The organism is Archangium sp. (genome assembly GCF_036388035.1).
Classification (GTDB): domain Bacteria; phylum Myxococcota; class Myxococcia; order Myxococcales; family Myxococcaceae; genus Archangium.
On record NZ_DASVSO010000559.1, the window covers coordinates 1 to 20,099 of the forward strand.

Genomic DNA, 20,099 nt, shown 5'->3' on the forward strand with positions numbered 1-20,099 from the left:
TCGTCGCACTCCATGCCCAGCCCCAATGCGCACAGGGCGGCACTCTCCACCAACCCCACGTGGCCGAGCTGCTCCTTGTCCACCAGGGCGAAGAACTCGTCCTCGGTGAGCCCCGCGCCAATCTTGCGCTGCAGGGCTTCACGGCGCGTGCGGGCATCCACCACACGGGTGACGGTGGCATGGCGCACCGGACCGCAGGCCTGGCCCGCGGTGGCCACCAGCCGGTCCATCACGAAGCCCGGGTTGACGCCGGTGCCGAGCACCGCGACCCCGGCCTTCTGCGCCGCGCGATCCAGCTTCTCGGCCAGCTCGGGATACTTGAGGAAGGGGAAGGCCAGCTCTTCACAGGTGGAGACCACGGGCAGGCCGAGCTTCAAGGCGTCGAGCAGTTGATCCATCACCTGCTCCAGCCGCGAGCCCGTGGCATGCAGCAGCACGACGCCCTGGCGTCGGCCCACCGCGGCCTCCAGCGTCCCGGCTACCTTTCCCTTCAAGCCGGGCACCCCGATCACCTCGGAAAGGGGACGACCGACGAGCTGGGGGTTGGCGTCTATCGCGCCGATCAGCTCCACCTCGGGTGAGAGCTGGGTCGCTCTGGCGATCTCCTGCCCGATGACTCCCAACCCCATGACCACCACCGGGACCGGCCCTGCGGAGGCTCTAGGCATCGGAGAACTCTCCAAAAATCAAGGAGTTACACCACAATGCAGCAACTTGGCGCACCATAGACCACCCCCAGCGGCGCAAGCAAGCGGCTCGTGCGTGCGCTCGGAAGCTTCCCCGTGGAAACAACTGAGGTTTCAAGAGGTTGGGCAGCAAGCAAGAAGGTTGGACCCACACGGAGCGGGTGTGACCTTTGGGCGGAAAGCCGTGTATAACGGCCCGGTTCTCTAACATCCGTCCCTCTTGGGTCGGGAGGCTTGGTTCTAATGGACCGCATCCTGGTGGTGGATGACGATCCGCTCATTCTCGCTGCGTTGTCGCGGATCCTCCAGTCGGAGGGCTACGAGGTCATCACCCACTCGGATCCCGCCCAGGCCGCCAAGGAAGAGGGTTTCCAGGTGGTGCTGACGGACTTCATGATGCCGTTGCTCAACGGCGTGGAGCTCCTGCGCACCCTGCGCGAGAAGAATCCGCGTGCGGTACGGCTGATGCTCACCGCGGCGGCGGATTTCCGTACGGCCTCGGAGGCAGTCAACCGGGGCGAGGTGTTTCGTCTGTTGGGCAAGCCGTGGTCGCTCAGTGAGCTGACCAGCGCCGTACGGCAGGCCTTCGAGCACTTCCGGTTGGTGGAGTCCAATGAGCGGCTCACGCGAGAGGTGGCGCAGAAGAACGCGGAGCTGACCACGATCAACCGCGATCTCGAGCGGATGGTGGTGGAGCGTACCAATGGGCTGCTGGATGGGCTCATCAGCGCGCTGGATTACCGCGATACCGAGACGCAGTGGCACTCGCGCCGGGTGTCGCTCTACTCGCGCCGCATTGGCGAGGAGATCGCCCTGACGGGCGAGCAGCTCGAGGTGGTGGAGCAGGGAGCGCTGCTGCACGACATCGGCAAGATTGGTGTGAGCGACACCATCCTGCTCAAACCCGGTCCCCTCTCCCCCGAGGAGTGGGTCGAGATGCGCAAGCATCCCGAGTACGGCTACAAGATCCTCGCGAAGATGCCCTACCTGCACGAGGCCTCGCTCATCGTGCTGCACCACCAGGAGCGGTGGGATGGCAAGGGCTACCCGCAGGGGCTCAAGGGCAAGGACATCGTGATCGGCGCGCGCATCTTCGCCATCGCCGACACGGTGGACGCCATCACCTCGGACCGTCCGTACCGCAAGGGCCGGCCGATGTCCGTGGCGCGCGATGAGATCAAGCGCTGCGCGGGGACGCAGTACGACCCCGAGCTCGCCGAGGCCTTCCTGCGGATTCCCGATGCCGAGTGGCAGCGCATCCGCAAGAAGGTCGAGGACATGGAGAACGCGGAGAACGCACTCTGGGCCGGCTTCACGCCGGGCAAGGTGCCCAACCGCGTCGCCAGCTAGTCGTCCTCTGAATCACCCCCCTCGGGGCGACACCTCCACCTCCTGGAGGGTGTCGCCCTCGAGGAGCCGGTCCACCACCTCCATGCCACGCGTCACCTCGCCGAAGGCCGTGTAGCGGCCATCCAGGTGCGGCTGCGGCGAGTAGGTGAAGAAGAACTGGCTGCCGCCCGTGTCCTTCCCCGACAGCGCCATCCCGATGACTCCACGACGGTAGGGCCGACGCGTCATCTCACAGCGGATGGAGTAGCCCGGGCCCCCCTCCCCGTCTCCACGCGGGTCTCCTCCCTGCGCGACGAAGTCCGGCACCACACGGTGGAAGGTGATGCCGCGGAAGTAGCCCTGGCGCGCGAGCGTCACGAGGTTGCCCGAGGTGAGCGGCGCCTCCTCATCCAGCGCGACGGTGAAGTCTCCCTTCGTGGTGCGGAAGGTGAGCGAGGTGCCCGCCGGAGCGGGCTCGGAGCGGCGCGCGTCCGCTGGCAGTTCCACATGCGGGGCACGCACGGGCTGACCCGTGAGCTCGGAGAGGGCCTCGCCCGCCGCGCGGCGCACGTTCGCATGCGGGTGCTGGAGCCACGTCCGCAGCACCGGCTCCGCGTCCTTCCCCACCAGCGCCACCAGGGCACCCGCCACCGGGTCGGCGAGGTCCGGCTCCTGGGGCACGCGCTCCGCCAGCGCTCGTACCAGGGGCAGCGCCTCCGCGTCCTTCAGCTTCCCGGCCGTGCTCGCCGCCGAGGCCGCCACCACCAGGTCGCTCCCGCCGAGGAGCGCGCGCACGGGCGCGGCCGCCTCGGGCACGGGTCGCGCCGACACCGCGTCCAGCGCCGCCGCTTGCACCCGCACATCCGCGTGCGAGAGGTACTGCACCGCCCCACTCGCGCCCCCCTTGCCTCGCGACTGCGCCACCTCGCGCAGGCCGAGCGCCAGCCGCCGCACCTCCGGCACCTGGCCTCCACCACAGCGCAGCACCTCGTCGAGCGACCCCGTCTGCCGATCCAGCGCCGCCGCCAACCGGCAGTCGAGGTTCCACAGGTCCTCGCTCGGGGCCGCCTCCTGGAGCGCGCGCCGCAGTGCCACCAGCACCGGGCGCCCCGCCTCGGGAAGGCCCTGCTGCGCCACCACGAGCAGCGCATGGCCCACCGCGGAGTCTCCCCGGGCCACGCGCGAAGCCTGGGTCGTCAGCGTCCGGAGCTGGTCCATCGGCGTGCAGTCCCCGCTGCACCGTGCCGCCAGCTTCGCGAGCGCCCGCGCCGCCTCGACCGTCACGCGCGGCACCTCGTCCCGCAGCCGCGTGCCCACCACGACCGCGTCCTCCGGTCCGCCCACGTCTCCGAGTCCCTTCGCGCACAGGGCGCGCACGTCCGGGGCCTCATCTCCGAGGCAGCGCCGGAGGAAGGGCAACGCCTCGGGGCGCTTCACGCTCGCCAGGAGGTAGGCCCCACCGTAACGCGACTCCTCGGACTGGCCGGACCGCAGCAGCCCCGCCACCGGCTCCAGCGGCACGTCCGCCAGCGACGTGCCCCGGCGCGCCGCCACCCCGAGGGCCTGGGCCGCTCGGCCCGCGACTCCCGGGAGCCCCTCCGTCAGCCGCTCCGAGAGCCGCTTCACCGCGCCCGGCGTGGCCAGCTTGCCCAGGGACTCGAGCAGGGTGCGCCGCACGCCCTCGTCCGCCTCCGTGGCCTCGGCGGCGAGCAGCGCCTCCGTCATGCGAGCCTTCTCCGCGTCCGTGCGGGGCTCCCACGCGAGCGCCAGCACCCCCGTGGCGAAGGCGGCCTCGTCACGCACGGGCACCTCGGCGGCACCCAGTCCCGCCAGCACCACCTCCAGTGTGGAGAGGTCCTGGATGCGGGCGAGTGCGCGCAAGGCCCGCACCCGCTCCGGCACGGGCCCACGGCTCGCGAGCGCCACCAGTCGCCCATCCGCCAGCGAGCGGCGATCCTCCCAGACGGCCACCTCCGCCCCTGTCCCCCCCTGCTCGCCAGGCGGCGCGGAATGGACACACCCCGAGAACACGAAGACCCAGAGCAGACAGGCAGGCACGGCGGCGCGCGGAGGGCTCATGGCCTGCCGCCTAGGCCAATTCCCCGCGAAAATCCAGGGGTTAGCGCGTAAGCCGTTTGACTTGGGCCATCCGGCACCGGAAGATGCGCGGCGCTTCACCGTCTCAAGGAGCGCCGGTCCTGAACTGCCCTGGCTGTGGCACCCAGGTCGCGGATGGCACGTCCATCTGCCCCTCGTGCGACTACATCATCGACTCCTCCTTCATCTCGGCGGACGCCCCCCAGGACTCGGACGATGTAACGGGCTCCGGGCCCGCCCCGTCCCCCAAGCAGGCCCCCGCGTCCCGCCCCGTGCGCACCGCTCCCGGCGCTCGGAGCACCGGAGCCCGCCCCGCGGTCCGCACCAACCCCGGCGCCGGCTCACGCCCCCGACAGCCCGCCGTGGCCCCGGAGGTCGCCAACGAGGACGCCACCAACATCAAGAGCATGGAGGAGATCGTCCGCAACGCGCCCCCGCGCACCGCGAGCGGAAGGTCCAGCCCCGGCACCCGCTCCGCCCCACCCCGCCCCGGCGGCAGTGGCGCCCGTACGGCGGCTCCCGCTCCCCGGCGCCCGCAGAAGACCGAGCTCGATCCGGCGGACGTCGGCTTCACCCCGTCCCGTGACTCCAGCGGCACCGGCTCCAGTCAGATCGTGGCGCCCGAGGAGGTCATGGATGACTTCCGCAACTTCGTGAGCCTGCTGGGCTTCTCCGACAGGATCGCCTTCGGCGGCGCGGGGGCGATCGTCCTCTCCGCCTTCCTCCCCTGGAAGGAGACGGCCGCGGACGGCGACATCCTCGGGCTGATGAGCTCGGGACTCGTGGGCATCGTGGGCGCCCTCGCCGTCATGGGCACCATCGCCGTGCGCGTGCGCCGGTCCATGCCGAGCCTCAACGTGCTCATCCCCTGGCTCGCGCAGCTCGGCCTGTCCATCTTCTGCGTCCTCTGGTGCATCATCTTCATGAAGCTCTCGTATGACGCCACCGAGGTGCCCTCCCCCATGGGCAACGCGACCCTCATGAACTCCACGCCCAGCATGGGGGTGTACCTCGCCCTGCTCGGCGCGCTGGGAAGCCTCGGCGGCACGCTGCTGGGACTCAAGGAGAAGCCCGCGTCATGACGTCGCCCCCTTCCGCCGTGGGAATCGCGCGCACCCCTGCCACCGGGGGCTCGTCCCTGGAGCGCCTCACCGCCGCGCTGGAGTCCACCGTGCTCGGCCAGCGGCACGTGTTGGCGGACCTCGTCACCGCGTTCCTCGCGCGCGGGCACGTGCTGCTCGAGGGCGTCCCCGGCGTGGCCAAGACGCTCACCGCGCGCAGCATGGCCTCCGCGCTCGGGCTCGACTTCTCCCGCGTCCAGTTCACCCCGGACCTGATGCCGAGCGACATCCTCGGCACCAACGTCTTCCGGCCCCAGGACAACGCCTTCCAGCTGGTGAAGGGCCCCGTCTTCACCGAGGTGCTGGTGGCGGATGAGATCAACCGCACCCCGCCCAAGACGCAGGCCGCGCTGCTGGAGGCCATGGAGGAGCGGCAGGTCACCATCGACGGCACCACGCACGTGCTGCCCGCCCACTTCTTCGTGGTGGCCACGCAGAACCCGCTGGAGCTGGAGGGCACCTACCCGCTGCCCGAGGCGCAGCTCGACCGCTTCCTGATGCGGGTGCGCGTGGGCTACCCGCCGCCCGAGGCCGAGCTGGACATGGTGCGCGGCTTCCACCAGCGCGAGGGCAAGGTCGCCCAGGTGGCTCGGGTGCTGGACGCCACCACGCTCACGGAGTTGCAGGCCCAGGCGGCCCGCGTCGCCTGCGATGAGTCCATCCTCGCCTACGTGGTGAAGCTCATCCGCGAGACGCGCGCCAACCCGCGCGTGCGCCTGGGGGCCTCTCCGCGCTCGGCGCAGGCGCTGCTGGCGGCGTCCAAGGCCCGCGCGGCCCTCAACGGCTCGGACTTCGTCACCCCGGACGACGTGAAGGCCGTCTGCCCCAGCGTCCTCAACCACCGCCTCCTCCTGAAGGCCGAGGCGGAGGTGGAGGGCCTCACCGCGGACGACGTGCTCCGCCAGACGTTGGAGCGCGTCCAGGTTCCCCGGTGAGCCTCGGCCGGCCCGTCCCCACCGGGCTCGCCGTGGCGCTCGTCGCCGCGGCCCTCGTGCCCGCCGCCCTGGCCGTCGCCGGCCCCGCCTTCCTGTGGCTCGCCCTCGCCCTGGACGCGGCGGTGCTGCTGCTGTGCGCCTTCGACTTCTTCTCCGCTCCCCGTGCCTCGGACCTCGAGGTGCGGCGCGTGCTGGAGCCCGTCCTCTCCTCGGGCGTCGCCAACCCGGTGCGGCTGGAGTTGCACCTGCTCGGCCCGCGGCCCGTGCGCGGCCTCGTGCGCGACGAGGTGCCCCCGGGCGTGGACGTGCGCGGGCACGAGCAGTCCTTCTCCGTCTCGCCCCGGGCGGCCCACGCCACCCTCTCCTACGCCTTCACCCCCCCCACGCGCGGAGACCTGCGCCTCGGTGACATCCACCTGCGCCTGCTGGGTCCGCTGGGCCTGTGCGCGCGCCAGGTGCGGGTGCCGGCGACCCAGCACGTGAAGGTGTACCCGGACCTCACCGCGCTGACGCGGGAGGCGCTGGCGCTCGCCGTGGCCTCGGATGCTCCGGCCGAGCGCACCCTGCGCCGCTCCGCCGAGGGCCGCGAGTTCGAATCCCTGCGCGAGTACCGCACCGGCGACGACTACCGCACCGTGGACTGGAAGGCCTCGGCGCGCCGGGCCCGCACCATGGTGCGCGTGTACCAGCCCGAGCGGAACCAGCCCGTGCTGCTGCTGCTCGACTGCGGGCGCCACATGGCGGGCCGGGTGGACGGCCGGCGCAAGCTGGACCACGCGGTGGACGCGGCGCTGCGCCTCGCCAAGGTGAGCCTGGACGCCGGGGACATGGTGGGCGTGCTCGCCTTCGCCAGCGACGTGCGCGCCTTCCTCCCCCCGCGCAAGGGCCACGAGCACCTGCGCCTCCTCACCGAGTCCCTCTACCGCGCCGAGGCCGCGCTCGAGGAGAGCGACTACGGCCGCGCCTACGACTTCGCCTTCGCGCGCTCCTCACGGCGCTCCCTGGTGGTGCTCTTCACCGACCTGGTGGACCCGGACGCCTCCAGCACCCTGCTGGCCCGCACGCTGGCGCTGCGTCCCCGGCACCTGCCCGTGGTGGCCTCGCTCCTGGACGAGGACCTTCAGTCCGCCGCCACCGGAGTGCCCACCACCGTGCAGGATGCCTACGCGCGTCAGGCCGCCTCGCGCCTCGAGGAGGACTACCAGCGCACCGCCCTTACCCTGCGCGACGCTGGTGCACTCGTGGTACGCGCTCCGGCGAAGGGCTTCGGCGCCGCCGCCGTCAACAGCTATCTGCACGTGAAGGCGCGCGGACTGCTGTAACCGAGTCCGTCAAGTCCCCCACGCACTTCCCTTCGCGCACACGCTCGCGCGACGACGCTCCCGAAGAAAAACCGTGCCAATCGCTCCGGAGCCGAGTTTTCGGCCTCGGAGAAGACCCCCTTTACACGTCCATCGCACTTCCCAAAATGGCGCCTCTTTCGTGCTACACGCCTGTGCGAGCACGTTTCGATACGTACGACGGAGACAGGGTCTTGCCGGAGGTCGCGAGGGAGTTCAGGGAGCTGCGGGTGGCGGTGGATGCGGCGGCGGCGGTGTCGGGGACGGAGGTCCGCGCGGACGCTGGGCAGCAGGGCCGGCCACTCACGTCGTTCCACGAGCGGTTGCTGGCCGAGGAGCTCACCATCAAGAGCTCGGACTCGCGCGAGCGGCTCGCCGGAGCGCTCGTCGAGGCCAAGGTGGATCTCAACCCCCACCAGCTCGAGGCGGCGTGCTTCGCCATCGACTCGCTGTCGCGCGGCGGCTGCATGCTCGCGGACGAGGTGGGGCTCGGGAAGACGATCGAAGCGGGCATGGTCATCGCCCAGCTCGTGGCCGAGGGGAAGACGCGCATCCTCATCCTCGCCCCGGCCGTGCTGCGCGCGCAGTGGAACAGCGAGCTGCGCGAGAAGTTCGACCTCGAGTCGGTGATGGTGGACGGCCGCACCGTGCGCGCCACGGGCAACTGCTTCGACCAGCCCTTCCCCGTCATCTGCTCGCACCCGTTCGCCGCCAACAAGGCGCAGCTGGTGGCCGAGATTCCCTGGGACGTGGTCATCATCGACGAGGCCCACCGCCTGCGGAACGCCTACCGGGCGGGCCACAAGACGGGCCAGGCGCTCCGCTCCTCCCTCAGCGGCCGCCCCAAGCTGCTGCTCACCGCCACGCCGCTGCAGAACGACCTGATGGAGCTGTTCGGGCTGGTGACGCTCCTGGACGAGCAGATCCTCGGCCCCGAGCACGCCTTCCGCAGCCGCTACCGCCTGGAGGCCGAGACGGGCGGGCTGCAGACGGACGCCGTCAACGAGCTCAAGGAGCGGCTGGCCCCCGTGGTGCAGCGCACGCTGCGCCGGCAGGTGCGCGAGTACGTCCGCTACACCAACCGCCGCTCCATCGTGGAGGACTTCGCGCCCTCGCCCGAGGAGCAGGACCTCTACGAGAAGGTCAGCGAGTACCTGCAGCGCTCCGAAGTGGCGGCCATCGAGCCGGGCAAGAAGACGCTGCTCACGCTCTGCTACCGCAAGCTGCTGGCCTCCTCCACGTACGCCATCGCCCCCACCCTGCGGCGGCTCTCGGACAACCTCACCAAGCGGCTGGAAGCGGCGCGCCTGGGCCAGCGGGCCCTGGAGATGTTCGAGCCCGAGGAGGCCAAGCAGTTCGTCGAGGAGGGCGAGGAGTGGTCGGACGACCCCGCCAAGCCCGTCAGCATCCGCACGCTCGAGAACGAGATGTGGGAGCTGAAGCAGTACGCGGACCTCGCCGACTCCATCAAGGTGAACGCCAAGGGCGAGGCCCTCAAGCGCGCCCTGGATCGCACCTTCAAGGTGATGAAGGGCCAGGGCTGGCCGGAGAAGGCGCTCATCTTCACCGAGTCCAAGCGCACGCAGCAGTACCTCTTCACCCTCCTGTCGGCCAACGGCTACGCGGGGAAGATCTCCCTGCTGTCGGGTGACTCGGGGGGCGGGCCCGAGGAGCGCCGCGCCCTGGTGAACGAGTTCCGCGACAAGACGCAGATCCTCATCTGCACCGAGGCGGGCGCCGAGGGACTCAACCTCCAGTTCTGCAACCTGGTGGTCAACTACGACCTGCCGTGGAACCCGCAGCGGGTGGAGCAGCGCATCGGTCGCTGCCACCGCTACGGCCAGCAGCGGGACGTGCTCGTCATCAACTTCCTCAACCGGCAGAACGCCGCGGACGCCCGGCTCTACGAGCTGCTGGAGAAGAAGCTGAACCTCTTCGACGGCGTGTTCGGCGCGTCGGATGAGATCCTCGGCGCGCTGGAGAGCGGCGTGGACTTCGAGCGGCGTGTGCTCGACATCTACCAGTCCTGCCGCCACCCGGACGACATCAACAAGGCCTTCGACAAGCTGCGCTCGGACATGGAGGGGCGCATCAGCGCGCGCATGACGGAGGCGCGCTCGACGCTCATGGAGCGCTTCGACGGCGACGTGCGGCGGCGGCTGCGCATGGCCAGCGCGGTGACGAAGGAGGCGCTGGAGAAGCGCCAGCAGGGAGCGCGGGCACTGACGGGCTCGGTGCTGGGCAACAGCAGCGCCTCGGGCCGGCTCCAGGTGGCCAAGGCCGCCTACGCGGTGCGCGACCGCACGCACGACGCCGTCAACTACCTGCAGCTCGACGCGGCGGAGCTGCCGGCGCGGCTGGCCCGGCTCGCGGGCTGCGAGGGCTGGTGGTTCGTCTACAAGTTCGAGACGACGGGCCTGAAGGCCGAAGAGAAGATGGTGCACATGGTGCTGGTGCTGGAGCGCGACGGAAAGGGCTTCCGGGCCCTGCCGCTCGCCGACGGCGAGCACTTCATGAAGCTGGCGGCCAAGGAGGAGCGGCGCCGGCAGCCGCCTCCGGTGTCCGTGTCGCTCATGCAGGAGCAGGCGCTGATGGCCGCCAAGGATGAAATCCTCCGGGCGGCGGAGCGGCGCAACGCGCTGGAGCTGGACCTGGCGCGCGAGCGGGCGGACCGCTACGCGGAGGACTGTCTGCTGGAGTCGCGCGAGCAGGTGGAGCGGGCGCGCGAGGCCTGGCAGGAGGCGCGCAAGGAGGTGTGCTCGCAGGAGGACCCCGCCGAGCGGGTGAAGACGCGAGCACACGCCGAGCGGCTGGAGCGCGAGTACCGCAAGAAGCTGGCCTCGCTGCGCAACGAGGAGGAGAAGCGCTACGCGGCGAAGGACCGGCAGGTGGCGGATCTCGCCAACAAAGCGAAGGTGACGGAGAAGCGCTCGCTCATCGCCTCCGCCTACTTCTGGCTGTCGTAGTCCCCTCCCTGCCCTCTTGCTAGGGCAGGACCTCGAGGTCGCGGAACTCCGTCGAGGTGTGCTTGTAGACGGAGAGCTCGACCTTCTTGCCCAGGTACGCGCTGACCTGCTCCGGGCTGAGCACACCGAAGTCCGCGAGGTAGTTCTCCTCCTTGGCGCCCTTCTTGAGGGAGATGTAGTCGCCCATGTCTCCGCTCGAGTACCCCGTCAGGGTGCCCTGGACGGTGGCCTTGGGCTTCTTCTTGAACCGGGGTCCGCTGGCCAGTCGGGCCGCGTCGACCCGCTCCTGGGTGACCTCGGCGTAGTTCACCACCACCTGCGTCCCGAGCTTCGCGTTCTCCGGTCGCTCACTGCCCGGGTCCGCGCTCACCTTCACCTTCGACCCCTCACGGGTCTCGATGGTGTAGGTCTCACCCATTCCGTTGTCTTCGACCGACACCAGCTTGCCGGTCACGGTCTTGTCCACTGACTTCGGCGTGCCGCTCCACGCCGGAGCGGACGACAGGAGCGCGGCGGTGAGCAGCAGGGAGAACGGACGAAGTCGCTGTTCGAGTGGACGCATGCGCCCATCATCGCATCAGCGCGGTGGGCGGGCCTACTGCGGGCCCCTGAGCGCCAGCCACTCCGAGCGCTTCACCCGGTACAGCACGTGGCGGCGCAGCGCATGTCCCTCGGGCAGACGCGGGTGGTCGAAGTCCTCCTCGGGGGAGTGGTGCAGGCCCAGCTTCTCCATCACCCGGCGCGAGCGCACGTTGGCGGGCACCGTGAAGGACACCACCTCGGGGAGCGCCAGCCGCTGGAAGGCCAGCTCGAGCACCGCGCGGGCCCCCTCGGTCGCGTAGCCATGGCTCCAGTGCGCCGGGGCCAGACGCCAGCCCACCTCGACGGCCGGGGTGAAGGGGGCCTGGAAGGGCACGGTGTACAGCCCCACGAAGCCGATGAAGGGGGCGACGCCCGGCACCTCCACCGCCCACAAGCCCCAGCCATGGTGGGCGAAGTGGGCGCGGAAACGGGCGACCACGGCCTCGGTCTCCTGCCGCGAGAGGAGCGCCGGGAAGTGCTCCATTGCCCGAGGGTCCGCATTGAGCGTGGCGAAGGCGTCCACGTCCTCGTCGCGCCAGGGACGCAACCACAGACGCTCGGTATGCAGGTCGAGAGGGGTGACGGCCATGCTCACTTCGCGAGGAAGTCGTGCTTGAAGACGATGGACTGGCCGGCCTTCACCTTGATGGTCCGGGTGATGTCCTTGTCGAGCTCGCGATTGATGAGGCGCACGGTATGCGTGCCGATGGAGACCTGGCGCGGCGCGAGCGGCGTCTGACCAATCGCCGTCCCATCCAGCAACACGATGGCATAGGGCCGGATGCGGAACGCCAGGCTGGCATGCTGTGCCCCCTTGGGTCGCACGGCCGGAGCCTCGGCGGGCTCTGGGAGCGTGGTCTCCGGCGAGGGCTTCTCGCCACCTGTCTCGGGAACTGGCGCGGGCTGGGCGACCACCGGCGGCTCCGCCGCGACCGGCTGCTTCGGGGCCTCGGACGGGGCAACCGCTGACGGGGACTGCGCGAAGCTCCCCCGGAAGAACACGACGCCACTGCCCGCGGCGAGAAGCACCAGTCCCCCCAGGGCCACACCCAGGCCCGTACGGCTCCGGCGAACCCGTGGGGAGAGGTCCACCTCGGTGGGAACAGCCGCCTTCCCCTGGGGGCCAGCCGCCTTCCCGGGCCCGGCCGCGGGCGGGGCGCGCCTCCTGGGCGAGAGGAGTGTGGGCTCCAAGGGGGCCTCGGCGTCCTGCCCGATGTCCTGGACGATGACGTTCTCGGTGCGTGCCTTCTGCGACAGGCGCGTGGGCTCCATCCCGTCATCGCTCGGGGCGACCATGGTCCCGGGGCGCAGCTCGCCGGCCGAGGTCCTCTTGGGAGACAAGACGGTCGGATCGAAGCCGATGGCCTTCTCTTCGCTGGAGGGAAAGGGCTTCGCTTGCCCGTCGCGCCTCGGGCAGAGCCGCTCCACCCACTGCGCGAGGTCCCTCGCTCCCACCGGCTGGCCGGTCGAGAGGATGAAGTGCTCCAGGTCCGCCAGGAGGGCAACGCAGTCCGGATAGCGCTCCTCGCGTACCTTGGCCATCGCGCGCTCGAGGATCTGCACCAGGGCCTGGGGCAGGTCCGGCCGGCGCGACGACGCGGGGATGAGCGGCTCGAACAGGATGGCCTGCATCATGCTCACGTGGGTGGTGGCATCGAAGGGGTATTGCCCGGTGAGCAGCTCGTAGAGCACCACGCCCAGCGCGTACACGTCCACGCGCCGATCCAGCGGCCCGGCCTGGAGCTGCTCCGGCGGCATGTAGGCGATCTTCCCCTTGATGAGGCCCGTCTGTGTCTTGTGGCTCTGGTTGGAGGCCTTGGCGATGCCGAAGTCCACCACCTTCACCGCGCCCTGGCGCGACAGCAGGAGGTTGTCGGGGCTGATGTCGCGGTGGATGAGGCCCAGCGTCTCACCGGTGGCCGGGTCCACGAAGTCGTGGGCGAAGGCCATGCCTTCGCACGCCGAGGCGATGAGCTTCGCGCAGAAGGCTGGAGGCAGTTGCACTCCCGCCTGGGTGGCACGCGCGGCCAGGGTGCGCAGATCCGGCCCGTCGATGTACTCCATCGCCAGGTAGTAGGTGCCCTCGGTCTCACCGAAGTCGAAGATCTGCACGATGTGGGGGTGGTTGAGCTGCGCGGCCACCCGAGCCTCGGTGAAGAACATCCCCACGAAATGCGGATCCTCGGCCAGGTGCGGCAGGATGCGCTTGAGCACGAGGGTCTTCTCGAACCCCATGGGCCCGGCCACCTTGGCGAGGAACACCTCGGCCATGCCTCCGGTGGCGAGCTTGCTGATGAGCTGGTACTTGCCAACCTGCGTCAAGGCGATCTCCTGAGCCCGGAATGCGGCCGCATCATATGCCCACCGCGTCCGGCGTGGAGGGGGCTGCCAGCGACGATCCACCACCTGCTACGGTGACACCTCATGAAAGCCTATGCCCTCCGAGCAGAGCGCGCGCGAGTCCTCGCCCTCTGCCTCATGGCCACCCTGCCCTCCCTCGCGAGCGCCGCCGCACCCGCCCGCAAGGCCCCGGCTCGCAAGGCGCCGGCCCGGAGGGGCAACTTCCAGAGCTCGTTCTCCACCGCCGTCCGCCTCTACGAGAACCTCGAGTACGAGCAGGCCCTGGAGCACCTGTCCCGGGCCAAGGCGCTGGCGCAGGACACCGAGCAGGAGGTGGCGGTGGCCCTGTACCAGGGCATCGTGCACGCGGAGCTCGGCGAGCGGGTGCGCTCCCTCGCCGCCTTCCGCACCGGCCTCTACCTCAATCCGGACGCGAAGCTCCCAGTGAAGGTGTCTCCCAAGGTGGAGCGAGACTTCGAGGAGGTGCGCCAGTCCGTCCTGAACGACCTGGGCGCCTCCTCGACGAGCACCCAGGCAACCGAGCCTGGGGCCACCGCGCAAGCTCCCGCCGGGGATCGTCCGGTGCAGACCCCCGGCCTCACCGCCGGAGTGGAGCCGCCTCCCCCCACGCCCGCCTATGTCGCCTCCACGAAGGCGCCCCGCCGCTCGGTACTGCCGCTGGTGCTCCTGGGCACGGGCGCGGTGGCTGGCGGCGCCGCGGGGTTCTTCGGCCTGCAATCGGCGACCAACGTGCGGTTCGCGCGGGAGGCCGCCTATTACGACGAGCGCGCCTCGCGCCTGAAGAGCGCCGAGAGCCAGGCCTTCGTCGCCAACATCCTGTTCAGCACCGCGGGCGCCGCCGCACTGGGAGCGCTCGCCACCTTCCTCATTCCCGGGAGCTCCAGCGCTCCCGACTCCACCTCCGCGGGAGGGGGTTCGCCGTGAGCCACGCGTCCAAGCTCCTGCTGCTGTCCTGTCTCGCCTGCGCCCTGGCCTGCACCGTCCCGACGCTCGAGGATCTCGAGGCCGAGCGCCCCGCCGGCTGCAACGCGGACCACAAATGTCCCGAGGACTCGGTCTGCTTCGAGAACCGCTGCATCCGCACCGAGGGCCTGGCCTGCACGCCCGGGACGCAGGAGGCCTGCGGCTCCGATGTGGGTGAGTGCAGCATGGGCAAGCGCCTGTGTAACGCGGAGGGCCTCCTGGGCGGCTGCGAGGGGGCGGTGGGGCCAGTGTTCGAGCTGTGCGACGGCAAGGACAACGACTGCGACGGCAGGACGGACTCCTGGGCAGCGCTCAACCTCACCAAGGAGCATGATCCCAGCGCCTCCCTGGCCGCCATCCCCGTGAACCGCTCGGCCGTTGGCAAGGCGGACACGGTGCTCGTCCTCACGATGGAGCCCGCGGGCCTCGTGACGCGCTCCTTCTCGACCGATGGCGTCCTGCACGCGGGTGAGACGCTCTCGCCCCCCCAGGACAGCAACCGTCAGGCTCCCGCGCTCGTGGCGCAGGGAGACACCGTCGCGGCGGCGTGGATCCAACGGACGTTCGGGAGCAAGCTCCCGCCCAAGGTCTACCTGACCCTGATGGATGGGAGCGGGAAGCAAACCACCCAGCCGCTCGAGGTCCCCTACACCAGCGGCACGACGTCCCTGACCAACGCCTCGAAGCTCGAGCTCGCCATCAACTCGACCCATATCCTCCTGCTCGTCACGACGACGGGCGATGGGACCACACTGGGCTCCGAGGTCTGGGCCGTCACGGTCTCCCGGGACCTCACCCCGAAATCGGTGAGCACCCCTCTCAGGCTCACCCTTCCGGCCTCGAGTTTCGGACTCCATGCCACGGCCAACGGCAAGTCGGACCGCTTCCTGGTCGCGTACGACAACGGCAGTGGCCAATACGTGGGCGTCATCTCGAACACGGGCCTGCTCGCGGGGACCCCCGTGCTCCTCACCCGGGGCTCCTTCAACCACTCGCCGTTCATCGTTCCCCAGAAGGACACCGAGACGGGCTTCACCGTCTACTACGTGCAGAACAGCTTCGAGCCGAGCAAGTCCGACATCCTGTCCGTGACGTGTCCGGCCACGCAGACCTCGCCCTGCCTCGGTTCGACCTACCACTCCCAGGCCGGCCACATCGAGCGCATGCAGATGGCGAAGCGGCCGGGGGAGCCGATGCCAGGCCTCGCGCTGCTGGTCATGAAGGAGGCGCTCTCGGGCATGAGATTCCCCTACTTCGCCACCCTCTCGCCCAGTCAGGTGGAGCGGGTGGATCCGCTGCGGATCCTGCACTCCCCCACCCTGGCCGAGACGATCGTCCTCATGCCGGATTTCTCCCGCTACGTGCTCTACCAGCACCCCGTCACCTCGTTGGCGGCGAGCGCCGTGGTGGTGTCGAGCGAGGCGTACCTCCTGCCCTTCTGCGGGCCGTAGCGCTCACCGGGACTCGCGCTCGCAGTGGCCCGAGGGCACGTGCTGCCCGGCGGCAGGCTCTTCTCCGCGCTACCCCATGCTCTTACGCGGCAGCCGCACGGTGAACGTCGTGCCCTCGGCCTCGGTGGAGCGCACCTCGATGGAGCCTCCGTGCGCGCGCACGATGTTGCTCACGATGAAGAGGCCCAGGCCGACGCTGCGGCTCGCCGCCTCCCCGTCATGCCGGCCCCGTGTCATCGGCTCGAACAGGCGCGGCAGGAGCTCGGGGGGAATGGGCTTGCCCTCGTTGTGCACGCGCAGCAGGACGGAGCCGTCCTCGGCCCGCGTCTCCACGCGGACGGGCGTTCCCCCGGGACTGTAGGCCAGCGCGTTGTTCACCAGGTTTGTGACGACCTGGGCCAGCCGGTCCCCATCCCACGCGCCCGCGCCCGCGCCGCTCCTCACGACCCGCACCTCCCGCTCGGGGTGCGCGAGCTGCACCTCCTCCACCGCCTGTCGGACGAGCGCGTGGAAGTCGAGATCCTGGCGCACGATGGGGATGCCCCCTCCGAGCCGGGCCCGGGTGAAGTCGAGCAGATCGCGAATCATCCGGGTCGCGCGCTCCGTGGACGCCGAGATGCGCGAGAGGCCCTTCGCCTGGCGCTCGCTCAGGTCCTCGTGCCGCAGCAGCGCCGTGACGGACAGGGAGATGGAGTTGAGGGGATTGCGCAGGTCATGGGAGACGATGCCGATGAGCTGCTCGGCGAACTCCGCGCGCGCCTGCGCCTCCGCCTGCTGGCGCTTCGTGTCGGAGATGTCCTGGGCGGTCCCGATGAAGCGCACGGCCCGGCCCCCCTCGAAGAAGGCACGGCCGGTGGCCCGTATCCACCGCACCACCCCGTCCTTCAGCCCCACCGTGCGGAACTCGGTGTCGTACTCACCGCCGCCCGGTTGCAGCGAGCGCTGCACCACCGCCTGCGTGCGCTCGCGGTCCTCCGGGTGGAGGCCCTGGAGGAAGGTGTCGTATGTCACCTCGGTCTCCGGTGGCACGCCGAAGAGCACCTGGGTCCGCTCATCCCAGCGCAGCGCCCCCGTCACCGGATTCATGTCCCAGGTGCCCAGCTCCGCCGCGCGCACCGCCAGGCGCAGCCGATCCTCGCTCACCCGCAGCGCCTCGCTCGCCACCTTGCGCGCGGTGATGTCCTGCATCGCCCCCACCATCCGCACGGCCTTGCCGCCCGCGTCCCGCTCGATGAGGCCATGATCGGTGACATGGACGTAGCTGCCGTTGCGGTGCAGGAAACGGTACTCGTCCCGCCACCGCGCGCCCCCCTGCGCGATGACCTCGTGGATGCCGTGGACGACGCGCTCGCGATCCTCGGGGTGGATGTTGTCGTACCAGCCGGAGACATGCCCGCCGAGCCGCTCCCGCGAGTGGCCGAAGAGCTTCTCCACCCCCTCGCTCCAGGCGACGGTGTCCGTCAGGAGATTCCAATCCCAGATGACGTCGCTGATGGCCTGGGTCGCCAGCCGGTAGAGCGTCTCGGACTGGCGCAGCCGCTGCAGCAGGAGGGCCCTGTCGATGATGCCGGAGAGGTACTCCGCCAGCGTCTCGAGGTAGCGGCGGGCCTGGGGCTCGAAGGGCCGGGTCTCCGTGACGCCGATGCAGAGCACGCCGAGCAGCTTGCCGTGGGGCCACCGCCTCAGGCCCAGCAGCGAGTGCAGGCCACTCTGGCGCACACCCTGGGACACCAGCTCGCCGGCGCCCGCCGCGTCCGACAGGTACACGGGCTCCTCGGAGGAGGCCACCTGGGCCATGAAGGAGGGCCCCTCCACCGGAATGGGAGCGGGAGGCTTCAGCGTGCTCCAGTGGCCGGTGGACGCGGTGGGCACGAGCCTCTTCCCGCTCGCATCCGCGAGCAGCAGCGCGGCCCCATCGGCCTTCATGGCCTGCTGCACCACCTCCACCAGGGCCCCGAGCCGCTCCGCCAGGAAGACGGGGTGGTGCTCGACGTCTCCCATCACCTCGGACGCGAGCGCATCGAGGCGGCGCAGGTAGCGCTTCTCGCGCTGGCGATCCTCCAGGGTGTAGCCGCTGAAGGTGACGATCACCTGGTCCATCGCGCCCGCGAGCTCGTCGAAGAGGAGCTGCGTGTCCTCGGGGGTGGGCTGCTGCTCGGGAGGCAGCTTCTCCCACAGGGCCGAGATGAACCGCCCGGTGAGGACGTACTCGCTCGTCACCTCCTCCTGGTTGAAGCCCAGCCGCAGGCGCTGGCTGACGTGCGTCTCCTCCAGGCGCTGCTTCGTCTTCGCGGCATCTCCCCGGTGGCCCTGGCGGGAGATGGCCGCCAGCGTCGAGAGGTACTCCGGGAAGGAGTCCATGCACTCGTGCTCGGAGAGGCCCCGGGCGGACTCCAGCCGGCTCACCCCCTCCACGTAGCGAGCGATGAGCTGCTCCCGGTTCCCCTCGATGAACTCGGCGACGGTGGGCATGACCGTGGGTGTCCCTGCTGTCCTTTCGTCAACGCTCGGCGTCGCCCGGGGCCTCCAGGGGCTTCAACCGGACCCAGGTGGCGCCCCACCCGCCATCCGACTCGGAGGCGCTCCGGAACGACTCGACCTCGGGGAGCGTCGGAAGCAGGGACTGCACGGTGCGCCGCAGCGCTCCAGTGCCCTTGCCGTGGATGAGGCGGATGTCGAGCACCCCCTCCTGTCGGCAGGCCCAGAGGTACTCGGTGACGACGTCCTTCACGTCACGGGGGTGGAAGAGGTGCAGGTCGAGGTTCCCGTCCAGGGGAAGCTCCACCGGCGCCTCGGGGTCGAACTCGGTGTCGTCCGGGCCACCCTCTTCAGGGCTGCCCACGCCGCTCGCGCTCCGACTCCTGCTGCTTGCGCTCGGCCTCGATGCGGTGCTTTTCCCGAGCATCGCGAAATTCGTTCTCCAAGGTGGAAAGCTCGTTTCGCAGGGCGGAGAAATGTTTACGCACGTCTTCCCAGGATTCGCCCGCTGGCGCGCGTTCCCCTTTTACCTCGACACCGGCGCCCGCCCCTCCGGCCGCCGTCATGCGGACCACGAGCGCTGCAACAAGGACCGATCTCATGACCGCCCTTCCTAGCAAGTCGTGTGCTCAGCCAACGTGACGAGATGGTGCCACATGTGCGCACACAGAAGAAGATCACGACTCCACATTCGCGATGCTTTTCGTTCGTAAGATGACGCTGCGAGCCAACTGAACGGCGGAAAGAGGTGCACTGCCTTCCGCCTTGTTGTTGAGGGTGACGAAGACGGGGCGGCCGGCGCGCAGGGCGGCGACGCTGGCGCGGGAGATGGCCTCGCGGGTGCGCACGTCCTCGTCCACCAGCCGGTTGAAGGGGAAGTAGCGCTTGCGGGCCTCCTCGTAGTCGAGGTTCGGCGGCAGCATCCAGCGCACCACCAGGGCGGGGGCCTGCAAGGCGCGCGTGCGCACCGCCTGAAGCTCCACGGGAGGCATGTCCTTCCAGACGGCGAGCACGGGGCAGGCGCCCACGTCCGCGAGCGCCTGGGCGAGGGCCTCCGTCAGCAGGGACTCGTTGCGGAGCTCGACGGCGTAGAGGGGGCCGCGAGGCAGCGCGGCGAGGAAGGCGTGCAGCCGCTCCACGAAGGGCCCCACCCCACCGAAGTCGCGCGGATCCTGCGGCGGCAGTTGGAAGACGAGCGGCCCGGCCTTCTCACCGAGGCCCTCGACGAAGGGGGCCACCACCAGATCGCGCGCGTAGGCGGCATCGAGGAAGCGATCGTTGGACTGACCTCGCAGGTCGCCATAGCGCTGGTGCACGGGCCAGCGCGCGAGGGTGCACGCCTCGTGGGCCTTCACCAGGAAGCGGAAGCCCGCGGGCACCTGGGCGGCGTAGTCGGCGAAGGCGGAGGCGGGGATGGGGGCATAGAAGGTGCGGTCCACGCCCACGGTGCGCAGCACGGGGTGGTGGGCATAGGCGCCGAGCCCCTCGCGGGAGAGGCGCGCCGCGGGGGTCTCGCGGTCGTAGACGAGCCCCTTCCAGCCCGGGAACGTCCAGGACGAGGTGCCCAGGAACAGGCCCGCGGGGAGCTGCTCCCCGAGCACCCTCACCTCCTCGGGCTGCTCGGCGGGCCCCACGGGCTCCTCCTGCCCGCGCCGACGCCCACGGGGGGGCGTGGGGCTGGGGGCCCCGGTGAAGAGATCGAGCTGGGAAGGGTCGCGATCTGGCATGGCGCGCTCCGGCGGACTCTATTTCTAGAGTAAGCCGGAACGGGTGAACTTCCAAGGTCCAGT

General features: G+C 70.3%; 16 protein-coding genes. 7 read left to right on the top strand and 9 right to left on the bottom strand.

Annotation, left to right across the window (positions count from 1 at the left end; genetic code table 11):
• The coding region (locus VF697_RS22415; RefSeq protein WP_331098200.1) for a dihydrodipicolinate reductase at positions 1-668 on the bottom strand (668 nt) is incomplete at its 3' end.
• 261 nt (positions 669-929) lie between these two features.
• Between VF697_RS22415 and VF697_RS22420 the strand changes: the two genes are divergently transcribed.
• On the top strand, positions 930-2,036 hold the full coding sequence (locus VF697_RS22420) for an HD domain-containing phosphohydrolase (protein WP_331098202.1): 1,107 nt from the start codon (positions 930-932) through the stop codon (positions 2,034-2,036).
• Between the two features lie 12 nt (positions 2,037-2,048).
• On the opposite strand, the gene VF697_RS22425 is transcribed toward VF697_RS22420, so the two are convergent.
• On the bottom strand, positions 2,049-4,094 hold the full coding sequence (locus VF697_RS22425) for a peptidylprolyl isomerase (protein WP_331098204.1): 2,046 nt from the start codon (positions 4,092-4,094) through the stop codon (positions 2,049-2,051).
• 56 nt (positions 4,095-4,150) lie between these two features.
• On the opposite strand from VF697_RS22425, the gene VF697_RS22430 reads away from it, so the two are divergent.
• The 4 genes from VF697_RS22430 to VF697_RS22445 all read left to right on the top strand — a co-directional run bounded on the left by VF697_RS22430 (position 4,151) and on the right by VF697_RS22445 (position 10,474).
• Positions 4,151-5,194 carry a hypothetical protein gene (locus VF697_RS22430; protein WP_331098206.1) on the top strand — a complete coding sequence of 348 codons (1,044 nt, stop codon included), beginning with the start codon at positions 4,151-4,153 and terminating at the stop codon, positions 5,192-5,194.
• Positions 5,191-6,168 carry a MoxR family ATPase gene (locus VF697_RS22435; RefSeq protein WP_331098208.1) on the top strand — a complete coding sequence of 326 codons (978 nt, stop codon included), beginning with the start codon at positions 5,191-5,193 and terminating at the stop codon, positions 6,166-6,168. The genes VF697_RS22430 and VF697_RS22435 overlap by 4 nt, the downstream gene beginning before the upstream one ends.
• On the top strand, positions 6,165-7,490 hold the full coding sequence (locus VF697_RS22440) for a DUF58 domain-containing protein (protein WP_331098210.1): 1,326 nt from the start codon (positions 6,165-6,167) through the stop codon (positions 7,488-7,490). The genes VF697_RS22435 and VF697_RS22440 overlap by 4 nt, the downstream gene beginning before the upstream one ends.
• Before the next feature lie 146 nt (positions 7,491-7,636).
• A complete protein-coding gene (locus VF697_RS22445; RefSeq protein ID WP_331098212.1) occupies positions 7,637-10,474 on the top strand; it encodes an SNF2-related protein in 2,838 nt (945 codons plus the stop codon).
• A gap of 19 nt (positions 10,475-10,493) precedes the next feature.
• On the opposite strand, the gene VF697_RS22450 is transcribed toward VF697_RS22445, so the two are convergent.
• From VF697_RS22450 to VF697_RS22460, 3 genes are read right to left on the bottom strand one after another with little or no spacing between them, the layout of a single operon-like run.
• On the bottom strand, positions 10,494-11,036 hold the full coding sequence (locus VF697_RS22450) for a hypothetical protein (RefSeq protein ID WP_331098214.1): 543 nt from the start codon (positions 11,034-11,036) through the stop codon (positions 10,494-10,496).
• Between the two features lie 33 nt (positions 11,037-11,069).
• Positions 11,070-11,645, bottom strand: a complete 576-nt coding sequence (locus VF697_RS22455) for a GNAT family N-acetyltransferase (protein WP_331098216.1) — start codon at positions 11,643-11,645, stop codon at positions 11,070-11,072.
• 2 nt (positions 11,646-11,647) lie between these two features.
• Positions 11,648-13,327, bottom strand: a complete 1,680-nt coding sequence (locus VF697_RS22460) for a serine/threonine protein kinase (RefSeq protein ID WP_414641331.1) — start codon at positions 13,325-13,327, stop codon at positions 11,648-11,650.
• Between the two features lie 153 nt (positions 13,328-13,480).
• On the opposite strand from VF697_RS22460, the gene VF697_RS22465 reads away from it, so the two are divergent.
• The gene (locus tag VF697_RS22465) at positions 13,481-14,341 is read left to right on the top strand and encodes a hypothetical protein (RefSeq protein WP_331098220.1); all 861 of its coding nucleotides are present in this window, start codon (positions 13,481-13,483) and stop codon (positions 14,339-14,341) included.
• The gene (locus VF697_RS22470) at positions 14,338-15,831 is read left to right on the top strand and encodes a putative metal-binding motif-containing protein (protein WP_331098222.1); all 1,494 of its coding nucleotides are present in this window, start codon (positions 14,338-14,340) and stop codon (positions 15,829-15,831) included. The genes VF697_RS22465 and VF697_RS22470 overlap by 4 nt, the downstream gene beginning before the upstream one ends.
• Before the next feature lie 69 nt (positions 15,832-15,900).
• Here VF697_RS22470 and VF697_RS22475 read toward each other — a convergent pair whose 3' ends face one another.
• The 4 genes from VF697_RS22475 to VF697_RS22490 all read right to left on the bottom strand — a co-directional run bounded on the left by VF697_RS22475 (position 15,901) and on the right by VF697_RS22490 (position 20,036).
• Positions 15,901-18,303 (bottom strand): PAS domain-containing protein, encoded by a 2,403-nt coding sequence (locus VF697_RS22475; protein WP_331098224.1) that lies wholly within the window; start codon positions 18,301-18,303, stop codon positions 15,901-15,903.
• A gap of 28 nt (positions 18,304-18,331) precedes the next feature.
• Entirely contained in the window at positions 18,332-18,673 is a 342-nt protein-coding gene (locus VF697_RS22480) for a Smr/MutS family protein (RefSeq protein ID WP_331098226.1), read from the bottom strand.
• Complete coding sequence (locus VF697_RS22485) at positions 18,660-18,911, bottom strand: hypothetical protein (RefSeq protein ID WP_331098228.1); 252 nt, start codon at positions 18,909-18,911, stop codon at positions 18,660-18,662. Before VF697_RS22485 ends, VF697_RS22480 begins: the two co-directional genes overlap by 14 nt.
• Before the next feature lie 75 nt (positions 18,912-18,986).
• Entirely contained in the window at positions 18,987-20,036 is a 1,050-nt protein-coding gene (locus VF697_RS22490) for a DUF72 domain-containing protein (protein WP_331098229.1), read from the bottom strand.
• Positions 20,037-20,099: the final 63 nt, after the last annotated feature.

Excerpts from the sequence above, each read along its gene's own strand:
- VF697_RS22420 (WP_331098202.1), top strand. The coding sequence starts at position 930 with ATGGACCGCATCCTGGTGGTGGATGACGATCCGCTCATTCTCGCTGCG.
- VF697_RS22425 (WP_331098204.1), bottom strand. The coding sequence starts at position 4,094 with ATGAGCCCTCCGCGCGCCGCCGTGCCTGCCTGTCTGCTCTGGGTCTTC.
- VF697_RS22435 (WP_331098208.1), top strand. The coding sequence starts at position 5,191 with ATGACGTCGCCCCCTTCCGCCGTGGGAATCGCGCGCACCCCTGCCACC.
- VF697_RS22445 (WP_331098212.1), top strand. The coding sequence starts at position 7,637 with ATGGCGCCTCTTTCGTGCTACACGCCTGTGCGAGCACGTTTCGATACG.
- VF697_RS22450 (WP_331098214.1), bottom strand. The coding sequence starts at position 11,036 with ATGCGTCCACTCGAACAGCGACTTCGTCCGTTCTCCCTGCTGCTCACC.
- VF697_RS22455 (WP_331098216.1), bottom strand. The coding sequence starts at position 11,645 with ATGGCCGTCACCCCTCTCGACCTGCATACCGAGCGTCTGTGGTTGCGT.
- VF697_RS22460 (WP_414641331.1), bottom strand. The coding sequence starts at position 13,327 with ATGGCCGAGGTGTTCCTCGCCAAGGTGGCCGGGCCCATGGGGTTCGAG.
- VF697_RS22465 (WP_331098220.1), top strand. The coding sequence starts at position 13,481 with ATGAAAGCCTATGCCCTCCGAGCAGAGCGCGCGCGAGTCCTCGCCCTC.
- VF697_RS22475 (WP_331098224.1), bottom strand. The coding sequence starts at position 18,303 with ATGCCCACCGTCGCCGAGTTCATCGAGGGGAACCGGGAGCAGCTCATC.
- VF697_RS22485 (WP_331098228.1), bottom strand. The coding sequence starts at position 18,911 with ATGAGATCGGTCCTTGTTGCAGCGCTCGTGGTCCGCATGACGGCGGCC.
- VF697_RS22490 (WP_331098229.1), bottom strand. The coding sequence starts at position 20,036 with ATGCCAGATCGCGACCCTTCCCAGCTCGATCTCTTCACCGGGGCCCCC.